The 18,270-nt window shown below is 57.9% G+C and carries 21 protein-coding genes; 14 read left to right on the top strand and 7 right to left on the bottom strand.

All coding sequences use genetic code 11. The features are described 5' to 3' along the window. Nucleotides 1-91 precede the first annotated feature (91 nt). The 3 genes from sucC to ED661_RS03420 form a co-directional block, all read right to left on the bottom strand. Nucleotides 92-1,285: an ADP-forming succinate--CoA ligase subunit beta gene (gene sucC / locus ED661_RS03430; RefSeq protein ID WP_122072552.1), complete on the bottom strand. Its 1,194-nt coding sequence runs from the start codon at nt 1,283-1,285 to the stop codon at nt 92-94. A 345-nt stretch (nt 1,286-1,630) separates the two neighbouring features. After that, nucleotides 1,631-2,593 (bottom strand): malate dehydrogenase, encoded by a 963-nt coding sequence (gene mdh, locus ED661_RS03425; protein ID WP_122072551.1) that lies wholly within the window; start codon nt 2,591-2,593, stop codon nt 1,631-1,633. Nucleotides 2,594-3,098: 505 nt separating this feature from the next. Beyond that, nucleotides 3,099-3,416 (bottom strand): hypothetical protein, encoded by a 318-nt coding sequence (locus tag ED661_RS03420; RefSeq protein ID WP_122072550.1) that lies wholly within the window; start codon nt 3,414-3,416, stop codon nt 3,099-3,101. A gap of 464 nt (nt 3,417-3,880) precedes the next feature. Between ED661_RS03420 and ED661_RS03415 the strand changes: the two genes are divergently transcribed. The 14 genes from ED661_RS03415 (at nt 3,881) to ED661_RS03360 (ending at nt 14,225) form a co-directional block, all read left to right on the top strand. Continuing rightward, a complete protein-coding gene (locus ED661_RS03415) occupies nt 3,881-4,735 on the top strand; it encodes a CoA ester lyase (protein WP_122072549.1) in 855 nt (284 codons plus the stop codon). Nucleotides 4,736-4,769: 34 nt separating this feature from the next. Beyond that, nucleotides 4,770-5,321, top strand: coding sequence for an NnrU family protein (locus ED661_RS03410; protein WP_122072548.1), 552 nt, complete (start codon nt 4,770-4,772; stop codon nt 5,319-5,321). Between the two features lie 3 nt (nt 5,322-5,324). Next, nucleotides 5,325-5,528, top strand: a complete 204-nt coding sequence (locus tag ED661_RS03405) for a DUF1737 domain-containing protein (protein ID WP_005623868.1) — start codon at nt 5,325-5,327, stop codon at nt 5,526-5,528. Beyond that, a complete protein-coding gene (locus ED661_RS03400) occupies nt 5,528-6,574 on the top strand; it encodes a MaoC family dehydratase (RefSeq protein WP_122072547.1) in 1,047 nt (348 codons plus the stop codon). The genes ED661_RS03405 and ED661_RS03400 overlap by 1 nt, the downstream gene beginning before the upstream one ends. Before the next feature lie 148 nt (nt 6,575-6,722). Next, entirely contained in the window at nt 6,723-7,499 is a 777-nt protein-coding gene (locus ED661_RS03395; RefSeq protein ID WP_122072546.1) for a DUF1194 domain-containing protein, read from the top strand. 155 nt (nt 7,500-7,654) lie between these two features. Beyond that, nucleotides 7,655-8,038 (top strand): succinate dehydrogenase, cytochrome b556 subunit, encoded by a 384-nt coding sequence (gene sdhC / locus ED661_RS03390; protein ID WP_122072545.1) that lies wholly within the window; start codon nt 7,655-7,657, stop codon nt 8,036-8,038. Nucleotides 8,039-8,048: 10 nt separating this feature from the next. Further along, complete coding sequence (gene sdhD / locus ED661_RS03385; RefSeq protein WP_122072544.1) at nt 8,049-8,420, top strand: succinate dehydrogenase, hydrophobic membrane anchor protein; 372 nt, start codon at nt 8,049-8,051, stop codon at nt 8,418-8,420. A gap of 12 nt (nt 8,421-8,432) precedes the next feature. Continuing rightward, nucleotides 8,433-10,238: a succinate dehydrogenase flavoprotein subunit gene (gene sdhA / locus ED661_RS03380; protein WP_122072543.1), complete on the top strand. Its 1,806-nt coding sequence runs from the start codon at nt 8,433-8,435 to the stop codon at nt 10,236-10,238. A gap of 1 nt (nt 10,239) precedes the next feature. Further along, complete coding sequence (locus ED661_RS21810; RefSeq protein ID WP_162930018.1) at nt 10,240-10,704, top strand: hypothetical protein; 465 nt, start codon at nt 10,240-10,242, stop codon at nt 10,702-10,704. Between the two features lie 63 nt (nt 10,705-10,767). After that, a complete protein-coding gene (locus ED661_RS03375) occupies nt 10,768-11,652 on the top strand; it encodes a hypothetical protein (protein WP_122072542.1) in 885 nt (294 codons plus the stop codon). Between the two features lie 156 nt (nt 11,653-11,808). Further along, the gene (locus ED661_RS03370; protein ID WP_027241497.1) at nt 11,809-12,588 is read left to right on the top strand and encodes a succinate dehydrogenase iron-sulfur subunit; all 780 of its coding nucleotides are present in this window, start codon (nt 11,809-11,811) and stop codon (nt 12,586-12,588) included. A gap of 200 nt (nt 12,589-12,788) precedes the next feature. Next, nucleotides 12,789-12,953 (top strand): hypothetical protein, encoded by a 165-nt coding sequence (locus ED661_RS21805; protein ID WP_162930017.1) that lies wholly within the window; start codon nt 12,789-12,791, stop codon nt 12,951-12,953. 90 nt (nt 12,954-13,043) lie between these two features. Continuing rightward, nucleotides 13,044-13,235, top strand: a complete 192-nt coding sequence (locus ED661_RS03365; RefSeq protein WP_122072541.1) for a hypothetical protein — start codon at nt 13,044-13,046, stop codon at nt 13,233-13,235. Nucleotides 13,236-13,367: 132 nt separating this feature from the next. Beyond that, nucleotides 13,368-14,225, top strand: a complete 858-nt coding sequence (locus tag ED661_RS03360; RefSeq protein ID WP_122072540.1) for a DUF1989 domain-containing protein — start codon at nt 13,368-13,370, stop codon at nt 14,223-14,225. A gap of 235 nt (nt 14,226-14,460) precedes the next feature. On the opposite strand, the gene deoD is transcribed toward ED661_RS03360, so the two are convergent. The 4 genes from deoD to ED661_RS03340 form a co-directional block, all read right to left on the bottom strand. Continuing rightward, nucleotides 14,461-15,165: a purine-nucleoside phosphorylase gene (gene deoD, locus ED661_RS03355; RefSeq protein WP_122072539.1), complete on the bottom strand. Its 705-nt coding sequence runs from the start codon at nt 15,163-15,165 to the stop codon at nt 14,461-14,463. A gap of 20 nt (nt 15,166-15,185) precedes the next feature. Next, nucleotides 15,186-15,503, bottom strand: a complete 318-nt coding sequence (locus ED661_RS03350) for an H-NS family nucleoid-associated regulatory protein (protein ID WP_122072538.1) — start codon at nt 15,501-15,503, stop codon at nt 15,186-15,188. A gap of 132 nt (nt 15,504-15,635) precedes the next feature. After that, a complete protein-coding gene (locus ED661_RS03345) occupies nt 15,636-17,600 on the bottom strand; it encodes a protein meaA (RefSeq protein ID WP_122072537.1) in 1,965 nt (654 codons plus the stop codon). 209 nt (nt 17,601-17,809) lie between these two features. Then, complete coding sequence (locus tag ED661_RS03340) at nt 17,810-18,142, bottom strand: hypothetical protein (protein ID WP_254054760.1); 333 nt, start codon at nt 18,140-18,142, stop codon at nt 17,810-17,812. Nucleotides 18,143-18,270 lie beyond the last annotated feature (128 nt).

Raw genomic sequence — 18,270 nt, 5'->3', positions numbered from 1 at the left:
GAGAGTAGGTCGGAACCAAGGTCGCGGCCTCACTCTCACAGGCGGGACAAGGTCGATTTATTTGTCGCTGATCCAGTGCCACGTCCGGTTCTCAACCCTTAACCGCTTTGACGATTTTCTCGGCGCCATCGGACAGGTTGTCGGCGGCGATCACGTCAAGACCAGAGGTGTTGATGATCTCTTTGCCGGCTTCCACATTGGTGCCCTCAAGACGCACCACCAGCGGAACCTGCAGGCCAACTTCCTTGACCGCGGCAACGACACCCTCGGCAATCACATCGCAGCGCATGATGCCGCCGAAGATGTTGACTAGGATGCCTTTGACCTGTGGATCAGAGGTGATGATCTTGAAAGCCTCGGTGACTTTCTCTTTGGTGGCGCCGCCGCCAACGTCGAGGAAGTTTGCGGGCTCAGCACCGTAGAGTTTGATGATGTCCATGGTGGCCATCGCCAGACCCGCGCCGTTCACCATGCAACCGATCTCACCGTCAAGCGCGATATAGTTCAGGTCATACTTGGAGGCTTCCAGCTCTTTGGAGTCTTCTTCGGTGGTGTCGCGCAGCTCAGCCACATCGGGGTGGCGGTACATGGCGTTGCCGTCAAAGCTGACCTTGGCGTCGAGCACTTTCAGATCACCGGTGTCCGACACGATCAGCGGGTTGATTTCCAGCATCTCCATGTCTTTGTCGGTGAAGGCTTGGTACAGCTGGCCCATCAGTTTGACGCACTGCTTGATCTGCACGCCCTCAAGGCCGAGCGAGAAGGCGATGCGACGGCCGTGGAAAGCCTGATAGCCGGTGGCCGGATCAACCGAGAAGGAGAGGATTTTCTCAGGGGTTGCAGCGGCAACCTCTTCGATGTCCATGCCGCCTTCAGTCGAGCAGACAAAGGAGATGCGCGAGGTCTGGCGATCCACCAGCAGCGCCAGGTAGAGTTCGGTCTGAATGCCCGAGCCCGCTTCGATATAGATGCGGTTGACCTGTTTGCCCACTGGGCCGGTCTGATGTGTGACCAGGGTGCGGCCCAGCATCTTTTTGGCTTCTTCCGAGGCCTCTTCAACCGATTTGGTCAGGCGGACACCGCCTTTTTCACCGGCATCGGCTTCTTTGAAGGAGCCCTTGCCGCGACCGCCGGCATGGATCTGCGCTTTTACCACCCAAAGTGGGCCGTCAAGCTCACCTGCTGCGGTTTTGGCTTCGTCGGCCTTCAGTACGATGCGACCGTCGGAAACTGGCGCTCCGTAGCTGCGAAGGAGGGCCTTGGCCTGATATTCGTGGATGTTCATGAGAAACTGTCCCGTCTGGCTTCAATAATCTCTGTCATAACGCCGTCATATGCCAAATGTTTAAAGGCTTTTCTGACGTCTCACAGAGAAATGATGAAGATTTTCGGTTTTTGTGATCACGGCTTTCGGGGGTGTGATCACAAATTTGCAAATGGCCAATTCAATTGATTCGTTACTCAACGTCAGGTCAAAAACGACACTCTTGGCAAGGCACCGACCCTGGAGAGGGTGGCCACGTCGCCCCCGCCGCTGATTGCGGGGTTGGACGGGGGCGTACAAAAGAAAATGCACGCCCCGATGGGAGCGTGCATGATGGTTTTGGCTGCGATCAAATCGCGGCAGATATCAGTTCAGCGAGCCGTCGATACCTTTGCAGGCGTCAACCAGACCCTGAACCGCTGCAACGGAAGTGTCGAACATTTCCTGCTCGTCTTTGTTGAGCTTGATGTTCACCACACGCTCAACACCGCCGGCGCCGATCACGGTGGGCACGCCGACATACATGTCGTTGACGCCAAGGTCGCCATCACAGTAGGCGGCGCAGGGCAGAACGCGCTTCTGGTCTTTCAGGTAGGCTTCGGCCATTTCGATCGCCGAGGCGGCCGGCGCATAGAAGGCGGAACCGGTTTTCAGCAGGCCAACGATTTCGGCGCCACCATCACGGGTACGCTGAACCATGGCGTCCAGTTTCTCCTGGGTGGTCCAACCCATGTCGATCAGGTCGGGCAGGGGGATGCCGCCAACGGTGGAGTAACGCACGGATGGCACCATGGTGTCGCCGTGGCCGCCCAGAACAAAGGCGGTTACGTCGCGCATGGAGACGTTGAATTCTTCGGCCAGGAAGTGGCGGAAACGGGCAGAGTCCAGCACGCCAGCCATGCCGCAGACCTTGTTGGTGGGCAGGCCAGAGAATTTCTGCAGCGCCCAGACCATTGCGTCCAGCGGGTTGGTGATGCAGATGACAAAGGCGTCTGGCGCGTGGGCTGCAATGCCTTCGCCAACGGATTTCATCACTTTCAGGTTGATGCCCAGCAGGTCATCACGGCTCATGCCTGGCTTGCGGGCAACACCTGCGGTCACGATGCAGACATCTGCGCCAGCAATGGCGGAATAATCGCTCGAGCCGGACATGGCTGCGTCGATTTTCTCAACAGGGCCGGATTGGGCGATGTCGAGCGCCTTGCCCTGGGGAAGGCCGTCAGCGATGTCAAACAGAACGACGTCGCCCAGTTCTTTGATTGCTGCGAGATGGGCGAGCGTGCCGCCGATGTTGCCTGCGCCAATAAGCGCGATCTTGGGTCTGGCCATGGGGATTTCTCTCCGGTCCGGTTGAAATTGGGGGGATGCCTACGCCCTCAGGCGCGCCCGCGCAAGTGTTCTGCGCTGCGGCATAACGGGGGCAGTGACCGGGCTTTGAGGAGCGGGGTGTGCAAAAAGGCTTGCAAATAAGGCCTATGCGGCAATCAACTCTTGTTACACTTGTTGATATGTTTTTCGCATTTGTGATCGGGGCGGTCGCATTTGCAGCGCTGTCACAGGGGTTCACCCCATCGCAGGGCCTTAGTGAAAGCAAGGGGAGGGCGTCGATTCTGGCACCGTAATTGCCGGAGGCAGTGTGGTGCAGAGCAGGTCAGTTGAGGTCAGCTGGCGGGCTGGAACCAGAGCTTGAGCGGCACATCAGGGGGCTATTTGGCAGGGGTTTTGTCAGGCAGACCCTGTAAGTGACCTCTGCGAAGATAGACTGGGAAGGGCAGGCGCGCCCTATGCGCGCCAGACTTCTCTAGTGATCTGCCGGTGTGAGGCGCCTAGGCGATCAGGCGTCATTATCTACAGTCGGCACGGCTTCGGCCAGGGCCTCGAAGGACTGGCCGGAAGCCATGAGGCAGGTCATGCCGGTGGGCATGGTCACTGTGATGGTCCAGCTGCCGCTTTCAGCTGAGGCAAAAGTCTCCATGACCATGCCCTGCTGGCCAATGCCAATGGCCTGACGGCTTTCGCCATATTTCGAGGCGAGGCGCTCAACGACCACTTCGCGCGGTGCGCAGTTGCGGCCCTGGGCCAGTGCGGGGGTGGCGGCCATAAGGCTCGCGGTAAAGCCCAGTGCAGACAGGCCAAGTACAGTTCTAAACATCGTCTTCTCCTTGGGTTTTACCCTATGCGGAACGGCTGACCTGAGAGAGAGCGGTCGCGAGACCTCCCTTTCGAACCCGTCAGATCGGGGCCGGTTTTGGTTGACGTAATGGTTATGCGAGCCTTTGGCCCGGTCTTTCCTTAACGGGCTTTTGCCCTCGCAGGAGCGGAACGGTGCTTGGCCCTGACCCTTATAAATAGGGCGTTTGGGGCTGCGGTGATCCCAGGCCAGTTGGCCGCTGCGATATAAAAATTGTGCCAAGGAGGGTTTGAAAAATAGTTAATCTGCCGAGCCAATAGGAGAGAAGAAAAACTACGGGGGAAATATCGTTTTTCAAAGGTGGGTTAGCTGGGGTGGTTTGGAGGTGTCGTCAGGTCGATTCTGCGATGCGGCATGAATGCCCTTGAAAGTTTTCGCCCGAATCTATACCCGTTTGCGCAACAAAATAACCTGGAGACTTCCTGATGGATCCGCGCACCCGCCCTTATCGTTCGGTACTCTACATCCCTGGCTCCAAGCCCCGCGCCTTGGAAAAGGCCAAAACCCTGCCCGTGGATGCGGTGATCTTTGATCTCGAGGATGCGGTCTCGGTTGAGGAAAAGGAAAACGCGCGCGACACGTTGGCGGCGGCCCTGGCTGAGGGCGGTTATGGTGCGCGTGTCAGGATTGTGCGGATCAACGGCTTTGATACGCCCTGGGGTAAGGAAGACGCCAAGGCCGCTGCCGCGATGGATTGTGACGCGGTGCTGCTGCCCAAGGTTTCCAGCGCTGGGGATCTGGATGCCCTGGCAGAGATCACCGGCGACAAGCCGCTTTGGGCGATGATGGAGACCCCACGGGGCATGTTGAATGCTGCTGAAATCGCCGCGCATCCCAAACTGCAGGGCATGGTCATGGGCACCAATGACCTGGCCAAGGAGCTGCAAACCCGCTTCCGCGCCGATCGTCTGCCGATGATGGCGGGGCTGGGTCTGTGCCTGCTGGCGGCCAAGGCCGAAGGGCTGATCATCGTGGATGGCGTCTATAATGCCTTCAAGGATGACGAGGGTCTGATGGTTGAAAGCACTCAGGGCCGCGACATGGGCTTTGATGGCAAGACCCTGATCCACCCAGCGCAGGTCGCGGTTGCCAATGAGGCCTTTGCCCCCAGCGCAGATGAGATTGATCTGGCCCGCCGCCAGATTGCTGCCTTTGAAGAGGTTGAGGCCTCCGGTCAGGGCGTTGCAGTAGTGGACGGGAAGATTGTCGAAAATCTTCATGTGGTGACCGCACGGGAAATTCTCGCAAAAGCGGATGCAATCGCTGCGATTTCGGCCTAGGTGTTAACCAAGTTAACATCTATGGGAGACTGACATGACACTTCTGGTCCTAGGCATCCTGCTGTGGTGGGGCGCGCATCTGTTCAAGCGCGTCGCCCCCGGCATCCGTGAACCAATGGGCGACAAGGGCAAGGGGCTCGTCGCCATTGCTATCGTTGCCAGTATTGTACTGATGGTTCTGGGCTATCGCTCGGCCGAAAGCTATGAACTGGGGCTCTATCCGCCCTTTTTCCAGCATATCAATAACCTGCTGGTGCTGATTGCGATCTATTTCATGAGCCCCGGCCCTGCCAAGGGGGCGATCTTTTACAAGATGCGTCACCCGATGCTGACTGGCTTTGGTCTCTGGGCGATTGCCCACCTGCTGGTCAATTGGGATCCGGCGTCCTTTGTGCTCTTTGGCGGTCTCTGGGCCTGGTCGATCACCCAAAAACTGGTGATCAACAAATCCGAATCCAACTGGACCCCGAACCCCAAGGGCAGCATTGCCAAGGACGCCATGTTCCTGGTGGCCTCTGTTATCTTGATGGGCGTGATTGGTTACATCCACGGGCTGCTTGGCCCCTCACCCTTTCCTGGGGGTTGAGCCATGAAACTTTACCGTTTCCTGAGCGAAGACGACACATCCGCATTCTGCCACAAGGTGACTGATGCGCTGAACAAGGGTTGGGAGCTATACGGTAGCCCCACCCAGACCTTTGATCCCGTCAAAGGCATCATGCGCTGCGGTCAATCGGTGGTGAAAGAGGTGGATGGCACCTACACACCCGAGACAAAACTGGGAGCACATTGATGAGTAAGACCAGCGCGGCAAAGACAAATGCAGGCCGATTTTTCGAAGACTATGCCCTGGGGGATGTGATCACCCATGCGGTGCCCCGCACCGTTTCGGGCGGCGAGCGTGCCATGTATCATGCGCTCTATCCGGCGCGTCATGCGCTTTATTCTTCCGATGAATTTGCCCGCCGCTCTGGTCTGCCCAAATCACCGCTGGATGATCTGGCGGCCTTTCACATCGTCTTTGGCAAGACCGTCCCTGACGTTTCGCTGAACGCGGTGGCCAATCTTGGCTATGCCGAGGGGCGCTGGCTCTTGCCAGTCTATGAAGGCGACACGCTGCGCTCGGTGAGCGAAGTGATTGGCGTCAAGCAGAACTCCAATGGCAAATCCGGTGTGGTCTATGTGCGCACCAAGGGTCTGAACCAGCGCGACGAGACCGTGATGGAATATGTCCGCTGGGTCATGGTGCGCAAAGGGGATCTGGACGCCCCTGCACCGGAAACTGTGCTGCCGGACTTGGCAAAGGTCATCCCCGCTGATCAGCTGGTGGTGCCTGCAGGGCTGGATTTCTCTGACTACGATTTTGCCTTGGCGGGTGAGGCCCATCGCTGGGGCGATTATGAGGTCGGCGAGACCATCAACCACGTTGATGGCGTCACCATTGAAGAGGCCGAGCATATGCTGGCCACCCGCCTGTGGCAGAACACCGCCAAGGTGCATTTTGACAATACCGCCCGCCCCGATGGCACCCGCCTGATTTATGGCGGCCATGTTATCTCCATGGCGCGGGCCCTGTCCTTTAACGGCTTGGCCAATGCGCAGATGATTGTCGGTCTCAACGGCGGCGCCCATGCCAATCCCTGTCTGTCGGGCACCACCATCCGCGCCTGGTCCGAGGTGCTCGACAAGGCCGATACCGACGCCCCCGGCGTTGGCGCCATCCGCCTGCGTCTGGTTGCCACCAAGGGCGGCGATCCCTTTGCGTTGAAGGGCGAGGATGGCAAATACCTGCCCGATGTGCTGCTGGATCTGGACTACTGGGCTTTGATGCCAAAGTAACCCGCGCCGTGATGTGTTGATCGGATTGCGAAGCCCTGCGCATTTGCGTGGGGCTTTTTGCTGACAGGGCAGGTGCTGAGGCTCACAGCTTTGTGTTGGTCGTCAAAAGGGGGTGACGGCGCGGGAATTTCCATCTTAGGGTTCTCTCATGAGGATCCCGGGCCAACTCTTTGCTGGACTGATCTCGCTGCTGCCCCTGCCGGGGCTGGCCTGCGATCTGGCGCTGGTTTTGGCGGTGGATGTCTCGGGCTCGGTGGATGCCACCGAATACCGGATCCAGATGGATGGTCTGGCGGCTGGGCTGCGTGATGGTGTGGTCTCCGAGGCGCTGGTGCGGGCGCAGGCTCAGGTGACCCTGATCCAGTGGTCGGGGCAGGCGCGGCAGGAGATTTCTATCCCCTGGACCCCAACCCGCACCTTTGAGGAGGTCGAGGCCCTGGCACGGGCGGTTGAGGCCGCTCCACGCCCCTGGCGTAATTATTCCACCGCGCTGGGCGAGGCGCTTTTACTGGGGTTGACCCAGATCACCGAGGGGCCAGACTGTAAGCGGCGGGTGATTGATCTTTCAGGCGACGGGCCGTCAAACGAGGGGGTGGAACCTGCCACGCTGAAGCGCATGATGCGGCAGGCTGATGTCACTGTGAATGCCATCGCAATTGAGCAAAGCGAGCCTGAACTCACCGCCTATTTCTATGAGCATGTGATCGAGGGCGAAGGCGCCTTTGTCGAAACCGCCCGCAGTTTTCGCGACTATCCGGAAAAGATCCGCCGCAAACTGGTCCGCGAGGTGGCCCGCAAAACCGCCTTTGGCCCACCTGTTCATCAGCCGATTGATCGCGCCTTCATGCAGCGTGCAATTGGCGACCCAGAGGAGGAGCCACAGGAAATCGCACTAGGGAGGGCTGATTCTGCAAAACAATTTTAGTAAGACAATTTTGTGATCACTGGGTGGTTACCTGTGATCACGAAATGTGTTTTTTTGCAAAACAGGTCAAATAACCGCAGAAATTTACCCGCTGTTTGCGTGACAGGACGTAAAAATCCGCTAAAACGTCGTCAGCTAACTGGAAAGGAGCCAACATGGCCGATGTAAATCGGGGCAATCGCCCGCTTTCGCCGCATTTGTCGATCTATCGCCCGCAGATGACCGCGCTATCCTCGATCCTCACCCGGATCACAGGCAACGCGCTGATCATCTCGGTGATGTTGATCGTCTGGTGGCTCCTCGCGGCGGCGACCTCGCCTGCCTATTTTGCCACAGCCAACGGGGTGATGACCTCCTGGTTTGGCGATATCGTGCTGGTGCTCTCGACGCTTGGCATCTGGTATCACTTCCTCGCCGGGCTGCGTCACCTGTATTTTGATGCCGGTCACGGGCTGGACATCGAAACAGCCGAGAAACTGGGCTGGGGCATGATGATCGGTTCGGTCGTCCTCACCGTTATTACCGTGATCGTGGTTTAAGGAGCACAACATGCGTTATCTGACCGCTCGTAAACGCGCTGTAGGTAAAGGGGCCTCTGGCACCGGCACCCATCATCACTGGTACATGCAGGTGAGCGCTGTGTCGCTGGCCTTTCTGGTTCCGGCTTTCATCTATATCGTTGGATCTGCCATTGGCGGCACGCAGGAAGAGGTCTTGGCCACTTTTGCACGCCCCTTCCCGGCAATCTTGACCGGGCTCACGCTGTTTGTTGGCGTGATGCATTTCAACAAGGGCGCGCAAATGATGATCGAAGACTATGCGCGTGGCTCCATGCGTAAAGCGCTGATCATGTTTGTGATCGGCCTCAGCTACGCCACAATCGCCACCGGGGTTTTTGCCCTGGCCAAGATCGCGCTGTAAGGGACAAGAAATATGGCTGCATACGAATACGAGACGCATGACTATGACGTCGTGGTCGTGGGTGCCGGCGGTGCCGGTCTGCGCGCAACGCTGGGCATGGCCGAACAGGGCCTGCGCACGGCCTGTGTAACCAAGGTTTTCCCAACCCGCTCTCATACGGTTGCGGCGCAGGGTGGCATTGCCGCTTCGCTCAGCAATATGGGGCCGGACAATTGGCAGTGGCATATGTATGACACCGTCAAGGGCTCAGACTGGCTGGGTGATACGGATGCGATGGAATACCTCGCCCGCGAAGCCCCCAAGGCGGTTTATGAGCTGGAGCACTACGGTGTGCCCTTCAGCCGCACCGAAGAGGGCAAAATCTACCAGCGTCCCTTTGGGGGCCACACCACCGAGTTTGGCGAAGGCCCCGCCGTGCAGCGGACCTGTGCTGCTGCCGACCGGACAGGCCACGCTATTCTGCACACGCTCTATGGTCAGTCGCTGAAGAACAATGCCGAGTTCTACATCGAGTATTTTGCCATCGACCTGATCATGTCGGATGAGGGCGAATGCCAGGGTGTTGTCTGCTGGAAGCTTGATGACGGTACCATGCATGTCTTCAACGCCAAGATGGTTGTTCTGGCCACGGGCGGCTATGGCCGTGCCTTCTTCTCGGCCACTTCGGCCCATACCTGCACCGGTGACGGTGGTGGCATGGTGGCCCGCGCCGGTCTGGCGCTGCAGGATATGGAATTTGTCCAGTTCCATCCCACCGGCATCTACGGCTCCGGCTGTCTGATCACCGAGGGTGCGCGCGGCGAAGGCGGCTATCTGACCAATTCTGAGGGCGAGCGGTTCATGGAGCGCTATGCGCCCCAGTACAAAGACCTCGCCCCGCGCGATTACGTGTCACGCTCGATGACCATGGAGATCCGCGAAGGCCGTGGTGTTGGCGCCGATGGCGACCATATCCACCTGAACCTCAGCCACCTGCCGCCTGAGGCTCTGGCTGAGCGTCTGCCGGGGATTTCCGAAAGTGCCAAGATCTTTGCCGGTGTTGATGTCACCAAAGAGCCAATCCCGGTTCTGCCAACGGTGCACTACAACATGGGCGGCATTCCAACCAACTATTGGGGCGAAGTGCTGAACCCAACCGCCGAAGACCCAACCGGTACTGTGCCTGGCCTGATGGCCGTGGGCGAAGCGGGCTGTGCTTCGGTGCATGGCGCCAACCGTCTTGGCTCCAACTCGCTGATTGACCTTGTGGTCTTTGGTCGTGCTGCGGCGATCCGTGCGGGTAAGATCGTCGACGCCGAAGCGCCCAACCCAACCCTGAACCAGGCGTCGGTTGATAAGGCCTTTGATCGCTTTGATGGCTTGCGCAACGCTAGTGGCGGCATTGCCACGGCGGATCTGCGTCTGGAAATGCAGCGGACCATGCAGTCTGATGCGGCGGTGTTCCGCACCGATAAGTCGCTGAAAGAAGGTGTCGAGAAGATGACCGCAATCGCGGGCAAGATGGATGACCTCAAAGTCACCGATCGCTCGCTGGTCTGGAACTCGGATCTGATGGAAACGCTGGAACTGGCCAACCTGATGCCAAACGCCCTGGCCACCATCCACGGTGCTGAGGCGCGCCGCGAAAGCCGTGGTGCCCATGCGCATGAGGATTACAGCACGCGCGATGACGAAAACTGGCGCGTGCATACCGTTAGCCGGGTTGAGGATACAAAGGTCGATTTGACCTATCGTCCGGTCATTCTGGATCGCCTGACCACCGAAGACGAAGGCGGTATCAGCCTGGCCAAGATCGCACCCAAAGCGCGGACCTTCTAAGATGGCCAAGAGGCGGCTCTTTGGGGTTCTCTGTCTGGTGGCGGGCGTCGCAGGATGTTCTGCGCCACCAGAGCAGGGTCGGACTCCGACTACAGCGCAAGAGTGCCGCGAAGACTATGATGCCGCCAAGCAACGGATACGCCAAGCTGGTTCTTCTGGAGGTCACCCGATTGGGGTGGCGATCGGCGTTGGAATTTCCAAAGGGGTCTATGAACGCCGATATCAGGAATGTCTGATTTCGGTTGGTGGTGGCCTGTCCGCCGGACGTTCGACTAGGCCGACACAGTCGCCCTCCGTACCTGTGCAGCGAGATCGAAACGGCCGCTATCCCCTTCCGAGCCAATATGCTTTGATGCCGGGTGATGCTGCGATCTGGCAGCAACTGACTGCAGCCGAACAAGAACGGGCACTGCTCTTTCTGAAAGACGGCTCCACAATTCGCTCTTCTTTGCAAGGAGACGATTAGAATGACTGGATTGGTCCAAAGTATATTTGCTGATAGCTTTTTCCCTTCGGAGGGGACTGTCTGATGGCCGCTGCGCTGGATGTTTCGATGCCAAGTGAATGGCAGAGGCTTGGGCTGACACCAGCGGTTAGCCTGCGAGCCTTTGGGATGCGTCGATCTGGCAATCACGCCATCCTGTCTTGGCTGCAGCGCAATGCACCCGTCAGCCGGTCGGTGTTCTTGAACAATTGCAAACCGGGCACTGATCCCCTGCAGAACTCGCGCGGGATCGAGGTCAACGGGGCCCATGCTTCGCAAAAACAGGCCAAACGTGACCTGCCCTCAGTGACGCGGGATGCCGGGGACGGTGCGCTGTTTCTGGTCTCTTATGAGGATACCAGCCCGGCCGAGTTTAACCTGTCGCGACAGCCTTCTGGTGCCTTTAATGAGGCATTGTTTTCGCATAATGTTCTGATCTATCGGAGTTTTCTGAACTGGACCGCCTCGCTTTTGAAGAAGATCCAGGGCAATCCCGGCTACACGCTGGTACGGCGCAACGGTATCGTTTTGCGCACCATGGACAGCTATATCCGGCTGTTGGGGCTGGTGCGTCAGGCCCAGGAATTGGGGCTGGTGGCCATCTGCTATGACCGCTGGACAGGCAGTGCGGATTACCGGGCACAGTTGTTGCAACAGCTGGGACTGGGACAGCATGACAACAGCCTTGGTGAGGTGCAATCTTATGGCGGTGGCTCCTCCTTCCAGAAACAGGCGAGTTCGGCGGCTGAGCTGGAAACCGACAAGCGTTGGCAGCAGATGCGCGGCGATGCTGAATATCAGGCGCTGCTTCACCTGGCCGCCCGCGATCAGGACTTGCTGACTGAGCTGGAGGCGGTGTTTCCAGAGGACGCCGCCTATCTAAAAACCATTGCCCAGCAACAGCCATTGCCGCAGGGAGAGAGCCTATGATTGCTCCTTTCCTTGCCCCGCGCCAAACATCTGCCGCAGCTGCGGCACCATTTAAGTTTCGGAGGGGCCTTTGGGTCCAGCCGTTCCATCCGATCTCCTGTCAGTCCGGGGCCCTGGTCCCTGGCGTGACAGGCAGCTAAGCAAGGAGAACGATCTATGGTCGAATTCGCACTTCCGAAAAATTCCAAGATCACCACGGGAAAGACGTGGCCCAAGCCCGACGGCGCGACAAACGTGCGCAAGTTCAAGATCTATCGCTGGAACCCGGACGACGGCAAGAACCCGCAGGTGGATACCTATTTCCTCGATATGGACAAATGTGGTCCGATGATCCTGGATGCGCTGATCAAGATCAAAAATGAGATCGATCCAACGCTGACCTTCCGCCGGTCCTGCCGCGAAGGCATCTGTGGCTCCTGCGCCATGAACGTTGACGGCATCAACACGCTGGCCTGTATCTACGGGCTGGATGAGGTCAAGGGTGACGTCAAAATCTACCCGCTGCCGCATATGCCAGTGGTCAAGGATCTGATCCCGGATCTCACCCATTTCTACGCCCAGCATGCCTCGATCATGCCCTGGTTGGAGACCAAGACCAACGCGCCCGCCAAGGAATGGCGCCAGTCGATCGAGGACCGCAAGAAGCTTGATGGTCTTTATGAATGTGTGATGTGCGCCAGCTGCTCGACCTCTTGTCCGAGCTACTGGTGGAACGGCGATAAATACCTTGGGCCAGCAGCCTTGCTGCACGCCTATCGCTGGATCATCGACAGCCGCGATGAGGCCACGCCTGAGCGTCTGGACCAGCTGGAAGACCCCTTCAAGCTCTATCGCTGCCACACCATCATGAACTGCACCAAGACCTGCCCAAAGGGTCTGAACCCAGCCGAGGCGATCGCGCATATCAAACATATGATGGTTGATCGCGCCGTCTGATCTGTCGCGGCCTTCTGGCGTCAGACAGTATGATTTTGGACCCCCGGGCAGGAAACTGCCCGGGGGTATTTTGTTCGCAGGGGGGGCAAGCACTGCACTAAACGCATGGCGAGACTGCATTTTTGTCCGATGTTGTCTGGCTCTGACGCGCCTATGTTCTGACCAAGGGAGAGGTTTCAAACCGATCAGGATACCAGACGATGAAGACCGTAGAATATCTGCCCAATACCGCTGCCGCCGCCAAAGCAGAGGCGGCTTTGCAGGATCTGGAACAGGCCTGGGCCTATTTCACCCCAGAGGCACTGACCCAGAGCAAGGACAGCGGCCGGACTGAGGGTTTTGTGCCCTATTACGACGCCGCCTGATAGGGCCCCGCGTTTTACAAAAACCTCCGAGCTCCCTCGGTTCGGAGGTTTTTGTTTGAGCTGACACATCACAAGCTCTACAGGACTGGCATGCCTATTCTTCTCTTGCTTCTGCTTACCGGTGTTTTTGCCTATTTCATCTACCGTCGCAAAACGACCACCCTCACTCGTGACTGCCGCTGGCGCCAGGAGCGCAGCCAGAACCAATGGCGCTGCACCAGTTGTGATGCGGTGAAATCCGGCGCAACGGAGCCCCGCGATTGTTTGCGGGGACGCCTGTAGGCACTTGTTCGCTGCGGGTCCGCTGTGAGTCCTTGGATATCCTGACGGGGTCGTGAGCGCGTCCAGCCTGAACAGGCTTGCGCTGGCTTTGGGAAAAGGGCCTAGATGAACCAAACAAGGAAAGGTTCATTCATGGCTCACTCATCCCCTCAGGCACCAGCGGATGCGGCGGCGCGCCGCGCTGTAAAACCGGTGATCTGCTATCCCAATGAAACGCTGCCGGTGCCGGATCTTGCACTGTACCAGGCAGCCCGAGGGGCGGCGGTCAAAACGGGTGAAGTTTTGGTGCCTGCCCGCGATGCTGCCTGTTTTGAGGTGCCCGCGGGGCATTTCTTTCGGATCACCTCGGTCGAGGGGCCGCAGGTGGGGGATCTGAACCTGTGGAACCGGGATGACCTGTCCGAGCGGTTTTATTCCGGCAAGACCCGCGCCCTGCATGGCACCCACATTACGACCGGCGAGCGGATGTGGACCAGCTTCCCTGCGATGCGCCCCATGGCGACGATCATTGAGGACAGTCTGGGTTGGTACGGGATGGATGAATTTGGTGGCTCGGTGCATGACGTTATCGGCACCCGCTGCGATCCCTACACGGGTAATCTGTTGGCGGGTAGCCAGTACCACCACTGTTGCCATTCCAACCTGACCCGTGCCCTGGCCGACCATATGGGCATCAGCCTGGCAGAGGCGGAGCCCCATGTGCATGATGTGCTCAACGTCTTTATGTGTACCGGCTTTACCCGCGATACCGGGCAGTATTTTATGAAGCAAAGCCCGGTGCACCCCGGTGATTTTCTTGAGTTCTTTGCCGAAATCCCGCTGCTGGGGGCCTTGAGCGCCTGCCCGGGTGGGGATTGCGGGTCTGAACACTCCAGCGATACTGCGGCTTGTTATCCGCTGCTGGTGGAGGTTTTTGCCCCGGAGGAGGAGGCGTTGAAGGGCTGGCAAAGTCCAGGTCTCAATGGTTACGACCAAAGTCACGGCCGATAGAGGCTGACCCAGAAAGGGGGGAGCTCCCGCGCAGGGCCTGTGCCGCATCAGAGATGCGGCGGCCCCCCTTGGGCCCGGCAGCGCGCCGCCAGGGCGACGCGCTGCGTCATCGCAGAACGCGGCGAAGCGCCATATGAGATGTCAGAAAAGCAATAGGCGACCGCTTGGGCCGCCTTTGGTGTTTTGTCTAGATTAGTTTAGAGCGGGGCGTGCGCGCCCAGCTGCCGACAATGTGTCAGGCGAAGGCAGCTTCCAGAGCAATTTCGACCATATCGCCAAAGCTGCGCTCGCGCTGATCTGAGGGCAGGGCCTCGCCGGTGCCCAGGTGGTCAGAGACCGTAAGGACAGCCAGGGCGCGGCACTGGTAGCGTGCCGCCAGAGTATAGAGTTCGGCGCCCTCCATCTCGACGCCAAGAATGCCATGCCGCACCATCTGCTCGCTCAGATCGGCACGTTCGTCATAAAAGGTGTCGGAGGAATAGATGCCCCCCACATGAGTGCCGATATCGCGCGATTGTGCCGCCTGGGCGGCCGCCTGCAAAAGAGACCAATCTGCCGAGGGGGCAAAATTCAGTTCCTTGAAGATGCTCTGGGATGGCGAGCCAAGGGTGGTGGCCGTCATTGCCAGAATAACATCACGCAATTTGACCTGCGGCTGCATACCGCCACATGAGCCGATACGGATCAGTGTCTTTGCGCCAAAATCACGGATCAATTCATTTGCGTAGATAGATAGGGAGGGCATTCCCATGCCGCTGCCCTGAATTGTAACCCGATGGCCATTCCAGCTACCGGTATAACCAAGCATTCCGCGCACTTCGTTTACCAGTTGTGCGTCTTGCAAGAAATTCTCTGCCGCCCATTTGGCCCGATAGGGGTCGCCAGGCATCAGAACAGTTTCTGCAATATCGCCCTTTTGAGCGCCGATATGAATGGTCATTGATGTCTCCTGTTACTGGATCAGATTTCCAGGTCAGAGATATCCATACCAGAGGTGATGGCGGAATGCACCCAATGTGGTTTGCGACCACGGCCACTCCAGGTTTCCTCTGGGTTGTGGGGGTTGCGATACTTTGCGGCAGCTTTTTGCTTCTTGCCGCTGGCCTTTGCCTGGCCGGCAATTTCATCCAGGGAAAATCCAAACTTGGCCGCAGCTTCTTCAGCCGCTTTGATGGCTTCTTTCCGCTCGCGCTGTTCCGCTTCTTTCAGGGCTTCATCTATGCCGGTTTTTAATTCCAAAAGCTCTTTGCGGGACATTTCCGAAAGGTTAAAGCTCATTTTGACACTCCGAGTTGAGATATCGCACACGAATTGTTGCGTTATATGTCTTAATGCCAAAACAAACAAAAAAATCCAGCCAAATTCTTAACTTGGCTGGGGTATTTTGGTAAATAAGCGTGTTAGAGCAATCTAGGAGGGCTGCGATAGTTTGATAATGTCCGCCATGATTGTGTTTAATTCAAAATCTTTTGGCGTGTAAACGCGAGCGACTCCCATTTTATTCAATTTTTCCGCATCCTCATCCGGAATGATGCCGCCAACCACAACGGGGATATGCCCAAGATCGGACTCCTGCATACGTTGCATCAATTCCTCGACCAGGGGCAGGTGGCTCCCGGAGAGGATGGAGAGGCCAACAACATGTGCACCATCATCCTGCGCCTGTGAGACCAGTTCCTCCGGCGTCATGCGGATACCATCATAGGTGATATCCATGCCGCAATCACGGGCGCGGAAAGCGATTTGTTCGGCGCCATTTGAATGGCCATCAAGACCGGGCTTGCCGACCACAAACTTCAACCGGCGGCCGAGTTGGTCTGAGACTGCATTGACCGCCTCACGCAGATCATCCAGGCCTTCGGTTTTGTTCGACGGAGAACCGGACACGCCGGTGGGGCCGCGGTAAGTGCCGTGCACTTTGCGCATCTCTTCTGCCCATTCTCCGGTGGTGACGCCTGCCTTGGCGGCCTTGATCGAGGGCTCCATGATATTGCTGCCTTCGCGAGCGGCGGCGCGCAGACCGGCCAGAGCCGCTGCAACGGCGTCATTGTCGCGCGTGGCGCGCCAAGCGTTGAGGCGAGAGATCTGTTCCTGCTCTACAGCTGGATCAACCACCATGATGCCGCCATCCTCGGTCTGCAGCGGCGAAGGTTCACCCTCGGTCCAGCGATTCACACCCACCACAACGGTCTCGTTGCGCTCAATGCGGTTCAGGCGCTCGGCGTTGGAATCCACCAGGCGGGATTTCATGTACTCGATCGAGGCGACAGCGCCGCCCATGGATTGCAGGTTGGCCAGTTCGGCACGGGCGCCTTCTTTCAGGGCCTCGACTTTCTTGTCGACGGCCGGGTTGCCCTCAAACAGGTCTTCATACTCCAGAAGATCGGTTTCATAGGCCAGGATCTGTTGCATCCTCATCGACCATTGCTGATCCCAGGGACGGGGCAGACCAAGAGCTTCGTTCCAGGCAGGCAGCTGCACCGCACGCGCACGGGCCTTCTTGGACAGGGTCACTGCCAGCATCTCGATTAGGATGCGGTAGACATTGTTTTCCGGCTGCTGCTCGGTCAATCCCAGCGAGTTCACCTGCACCCCATAGCGGAATCGGCGGAATTTGGACTCTTCAACCCCGTAACGGTCGCGGCAGATCTCATCCCAGAGGTCGACAAAGGCGCGCATCTTGCACATTTCTGTGACAAAACGGATGCCAGCATTCACAAAGAAGGAAATCCGCCCAACCAGCGCCGGAAAATCTTCGGGAGCAATACGCGGCTTCAGCTCATCCAGAACCGCCTGCGCGGTGGCAAGGGCAAAGGCCAGTTCTTGTTCCGGCGTCGCTCCGGCCTCTTGCAGGTGGTAGGAGCAGACATTCATCGGGTTCCATTTCGGAACATTGGTGTAGCAATACTCGGCCACATCCGCGATCATCTTGAGGCTTGGCTTGGGTGGGCAGATATAGGTGCCGCGGCTCAGATATTCCTTGATCAGATCGTTTTGTACCGTGCCCTGCAACTTGCTGACATCGGCGCCTTGCTCCTCGGCGGCAGCAATATAGAGCGACAGCAGCCAGGGCGCCGTGGCATTGATGGTCATCGAGGTGTTCATCTGCTCCAGCGGGATCTGGTCGAACAGGCTGCGCATATCGCCCAGATGACCGATGGGAACACCAACCTTGCCGACTTCGCCGCGCGCCAGCACATGATCGCTGTCATAGCCGGTCTGGGTGGGCAGATCGAAAGCCACCGACAGACCGGTTTGCCCCTTGGCGAGGTTAGAGCGGTACAGCGCGTTGGAGGCCTCGGCAGTGGAGTGGCCGGCATAGGTCCGGATCAGCCAAGGACGATCAGTTTTGCGGTCATTCTGCATCTGCGACATGGAGAGCCTCGCGTTGTCTAGTCGGTAATTATATTTCGTCAGCGAGATCTAGACTGCAATTTTCGACCGATGTCAATTCGCTGCGTTGCGGCAATTCGTGCGAGAAAAGCAAAAAACACGCCTTTGCCAAGCAAAGACGTGCTTTTGAAGCTTAGCTGGGCAGCTTTGCACCCTGGGCCGCCGGGAGGGCGACTCGGCTGCGTGGCCTGTTAGTTGTAGGTATAGGTGCCGATTTTGCAGATATTGATATCGCGTGCCACCAGCACGTCATCATCGTCAAAAATCGCTTTGAAATCGAACTTGCAGTAGCCAGTCCCATCATCAAAATCGATGCGAACGCGTTGGCCAGGCCGCAGAACATCACGCCCAAGAATATCCTCTTCCCAGGAATCAGTGCCCTTGTTGGAGCCATAAAATTCCATGATCGTGTAATTGGTGTCGTTCACGATGGTGACCCGTCGGTCCAACGCAGCAGCTGGCAGAGCGATGGTGGAGGCCACAATTGCAGCCAAAGCAGATTTGAAGATGGTTCTACGGTTCATGACAATCATTTCCCTTCATATTTGTCTAGAAGCGGGCTCCCAGGGGCTCCCAATGGGCGCGGAGCTAATGATAGCCTATCACGAAGAGGTGATGATTGAGCAAGGAATTTCAAAGATTTGAAAGCAGT

It is taken from the genome of Pseudophaeobacter sp. EL27 (assembly GCF_900313025.1).
Taxonomy (GTDB): Bacteria; Pseudomonadota; Alphaproteobacteria; order Rhodobacterales; family Rhodobacteraceae; genus Pseudophaeobacter.
Note: the sequence above shows the minus strand (reverse complement) of the source record. Positions and strands in the feature narration are given on the sequence as shown.

Bases quoted from the DNA above. Each gene is read 5' to 3' on its own strand.
- ED661_RS03400 (WP_122072547.1), top strand. From the start codon at position 5,528: ATGAGTAAGACCAGCGCGGCAAAGACAAATGCAGGCCGATTTTTCGAA.
- ED661_RS03420 (WP_122072550.1), bottom strand. From the start codon at position 3,416: ATGTTTAGAACTGTACTTGGCCTGTCTGCACTGGGCTTTACCGCGAGC.
- ED661_RS03395 (WP_122072546.1), top strand. From the start codon at position 6,723: ATGAGGATCCCGGGCCAACTCTTTGCTGGACTGATCTCGCTGCTGCCC.
- sdhA (WP_122072543.1), top strand. From the start codon at position 8,433: ATGGCTGCATACGAATACGAGACGCATGACTATGACGTCGTGGTCGTG.
- sucC (WP_122072552.1), bottom strand. From the start codon at position 1,285: ATGAACATCCACGAATATCAGGCCAAGGCCCTCCTTCGCAGCTACGGA.
- ED661_RS03415 (WP_122072549.1), top strand. From the start codon at position 3,881: ATGGATCCGCGCACCCGCCCTTATCGTTCGGTACTCTACATCCCTGGC.
- ED661_RS03345 (WP_122072537.1), bottom strand. From the start codon at position 17,600: ATGTCGCAGATGCAGAATGACCGCAAAACTGATCGTCCTTGGCTGATC.
- ED661_RS03365 (WP_122072541.1), top strand. From the start codon at position 13,044: ATGCCTATTCTTCTCTTGCTTCTGCTTACCGGTGTTTTTGCCTATTTC.
- ED661_RS03350 (WP_122072538.1), bottom strand. From the start codon at position 15,503: ATGAGCTTTAACCTTTCGGAAATGTCCCGCAAAGAGCTTTTGGAATTA.
- mdh (WP_122072551.1), bottom strand. From the start codon at position 2,593: ATGGCCAGACCCAAGATCGCGCTTATTGGCGCAGGCAACATCGGCGGC.
- sdhD (WP_122072544.1), top strand. From the start codon at position 8,049: ATGCGTTATCTGACCGCTCGTAAACGCGCTGTAGGTAAAGGGGCCTCT.
- ED661_RS21805 (WP_162930017.1), top strand. From the start codon at position 12,789: ATGAAGACCGTAGAATATCTGCCCAATACCGCTGCCGCCGCCAAAGCA.
- ED661_RS03370 (WP_027241497.1), top strand. From the start codon at position 11,809: ATGGTCGAATTCGCACTTCCGAAAAATTCCAAGATCACCACGGGAAAG.
- ED661_RS21810 (WP_162930018.1), top strand. From the start codon at position 10,240: ATGGCCAAGAGGCGGCTCTTTGGGGTTCTCTGTCTGGTGGCGGGCGTC.
- sdhC (WP_122072545.1), top strand. From the start codon at position 7,655: ATGGCCGATGTAAATCGGGGCAATCGCCCGCTTTCGCCGCATTTGTCG.
- ED661_RS03410 (WP_122072548.1), top strand. From the start codon at position 4,770: ATGACACTTCTGGTCCTAGGCATCCTGCTGTGGTGGGGCGCGCATCTG.
- ED661_RS03340 (WP_254054760.1), bottom strand. From the start codon at position 18,142: ATGAACCGTAGAACCATCTTCAAATCTGCTTTGGCTGCAATTGTGGCC.
- ED661_RS03375 (WP_122072542.1), top strand. From the start codon at position 10,768: ATGGCCGCTGCGCTGGATGTTTCGATGCCAAGTGAATGGCAGAGGCTT.
- ED661_RS03405 (WP_005623868.1), top strand. From the start codon at position 5,325: ATGAAACTTTACCGTTTCCTGAGCGAAGACGACACATCCGCATTCTGC.
- ED661_RS03360 (WP_122072540.1), top strand. From the start codon at position 13,368: ATGGCTCACTCATCCCCTCAGGCACCAGCGGATGCGGCGGCGCGCCGC.
- deoD (WP_122072539.1), bottom strand. From the start codon at position 15,165: ATGACCATTCATATCGGCGCTCAAAAGGGCGATATTGCAGAAACTGTT.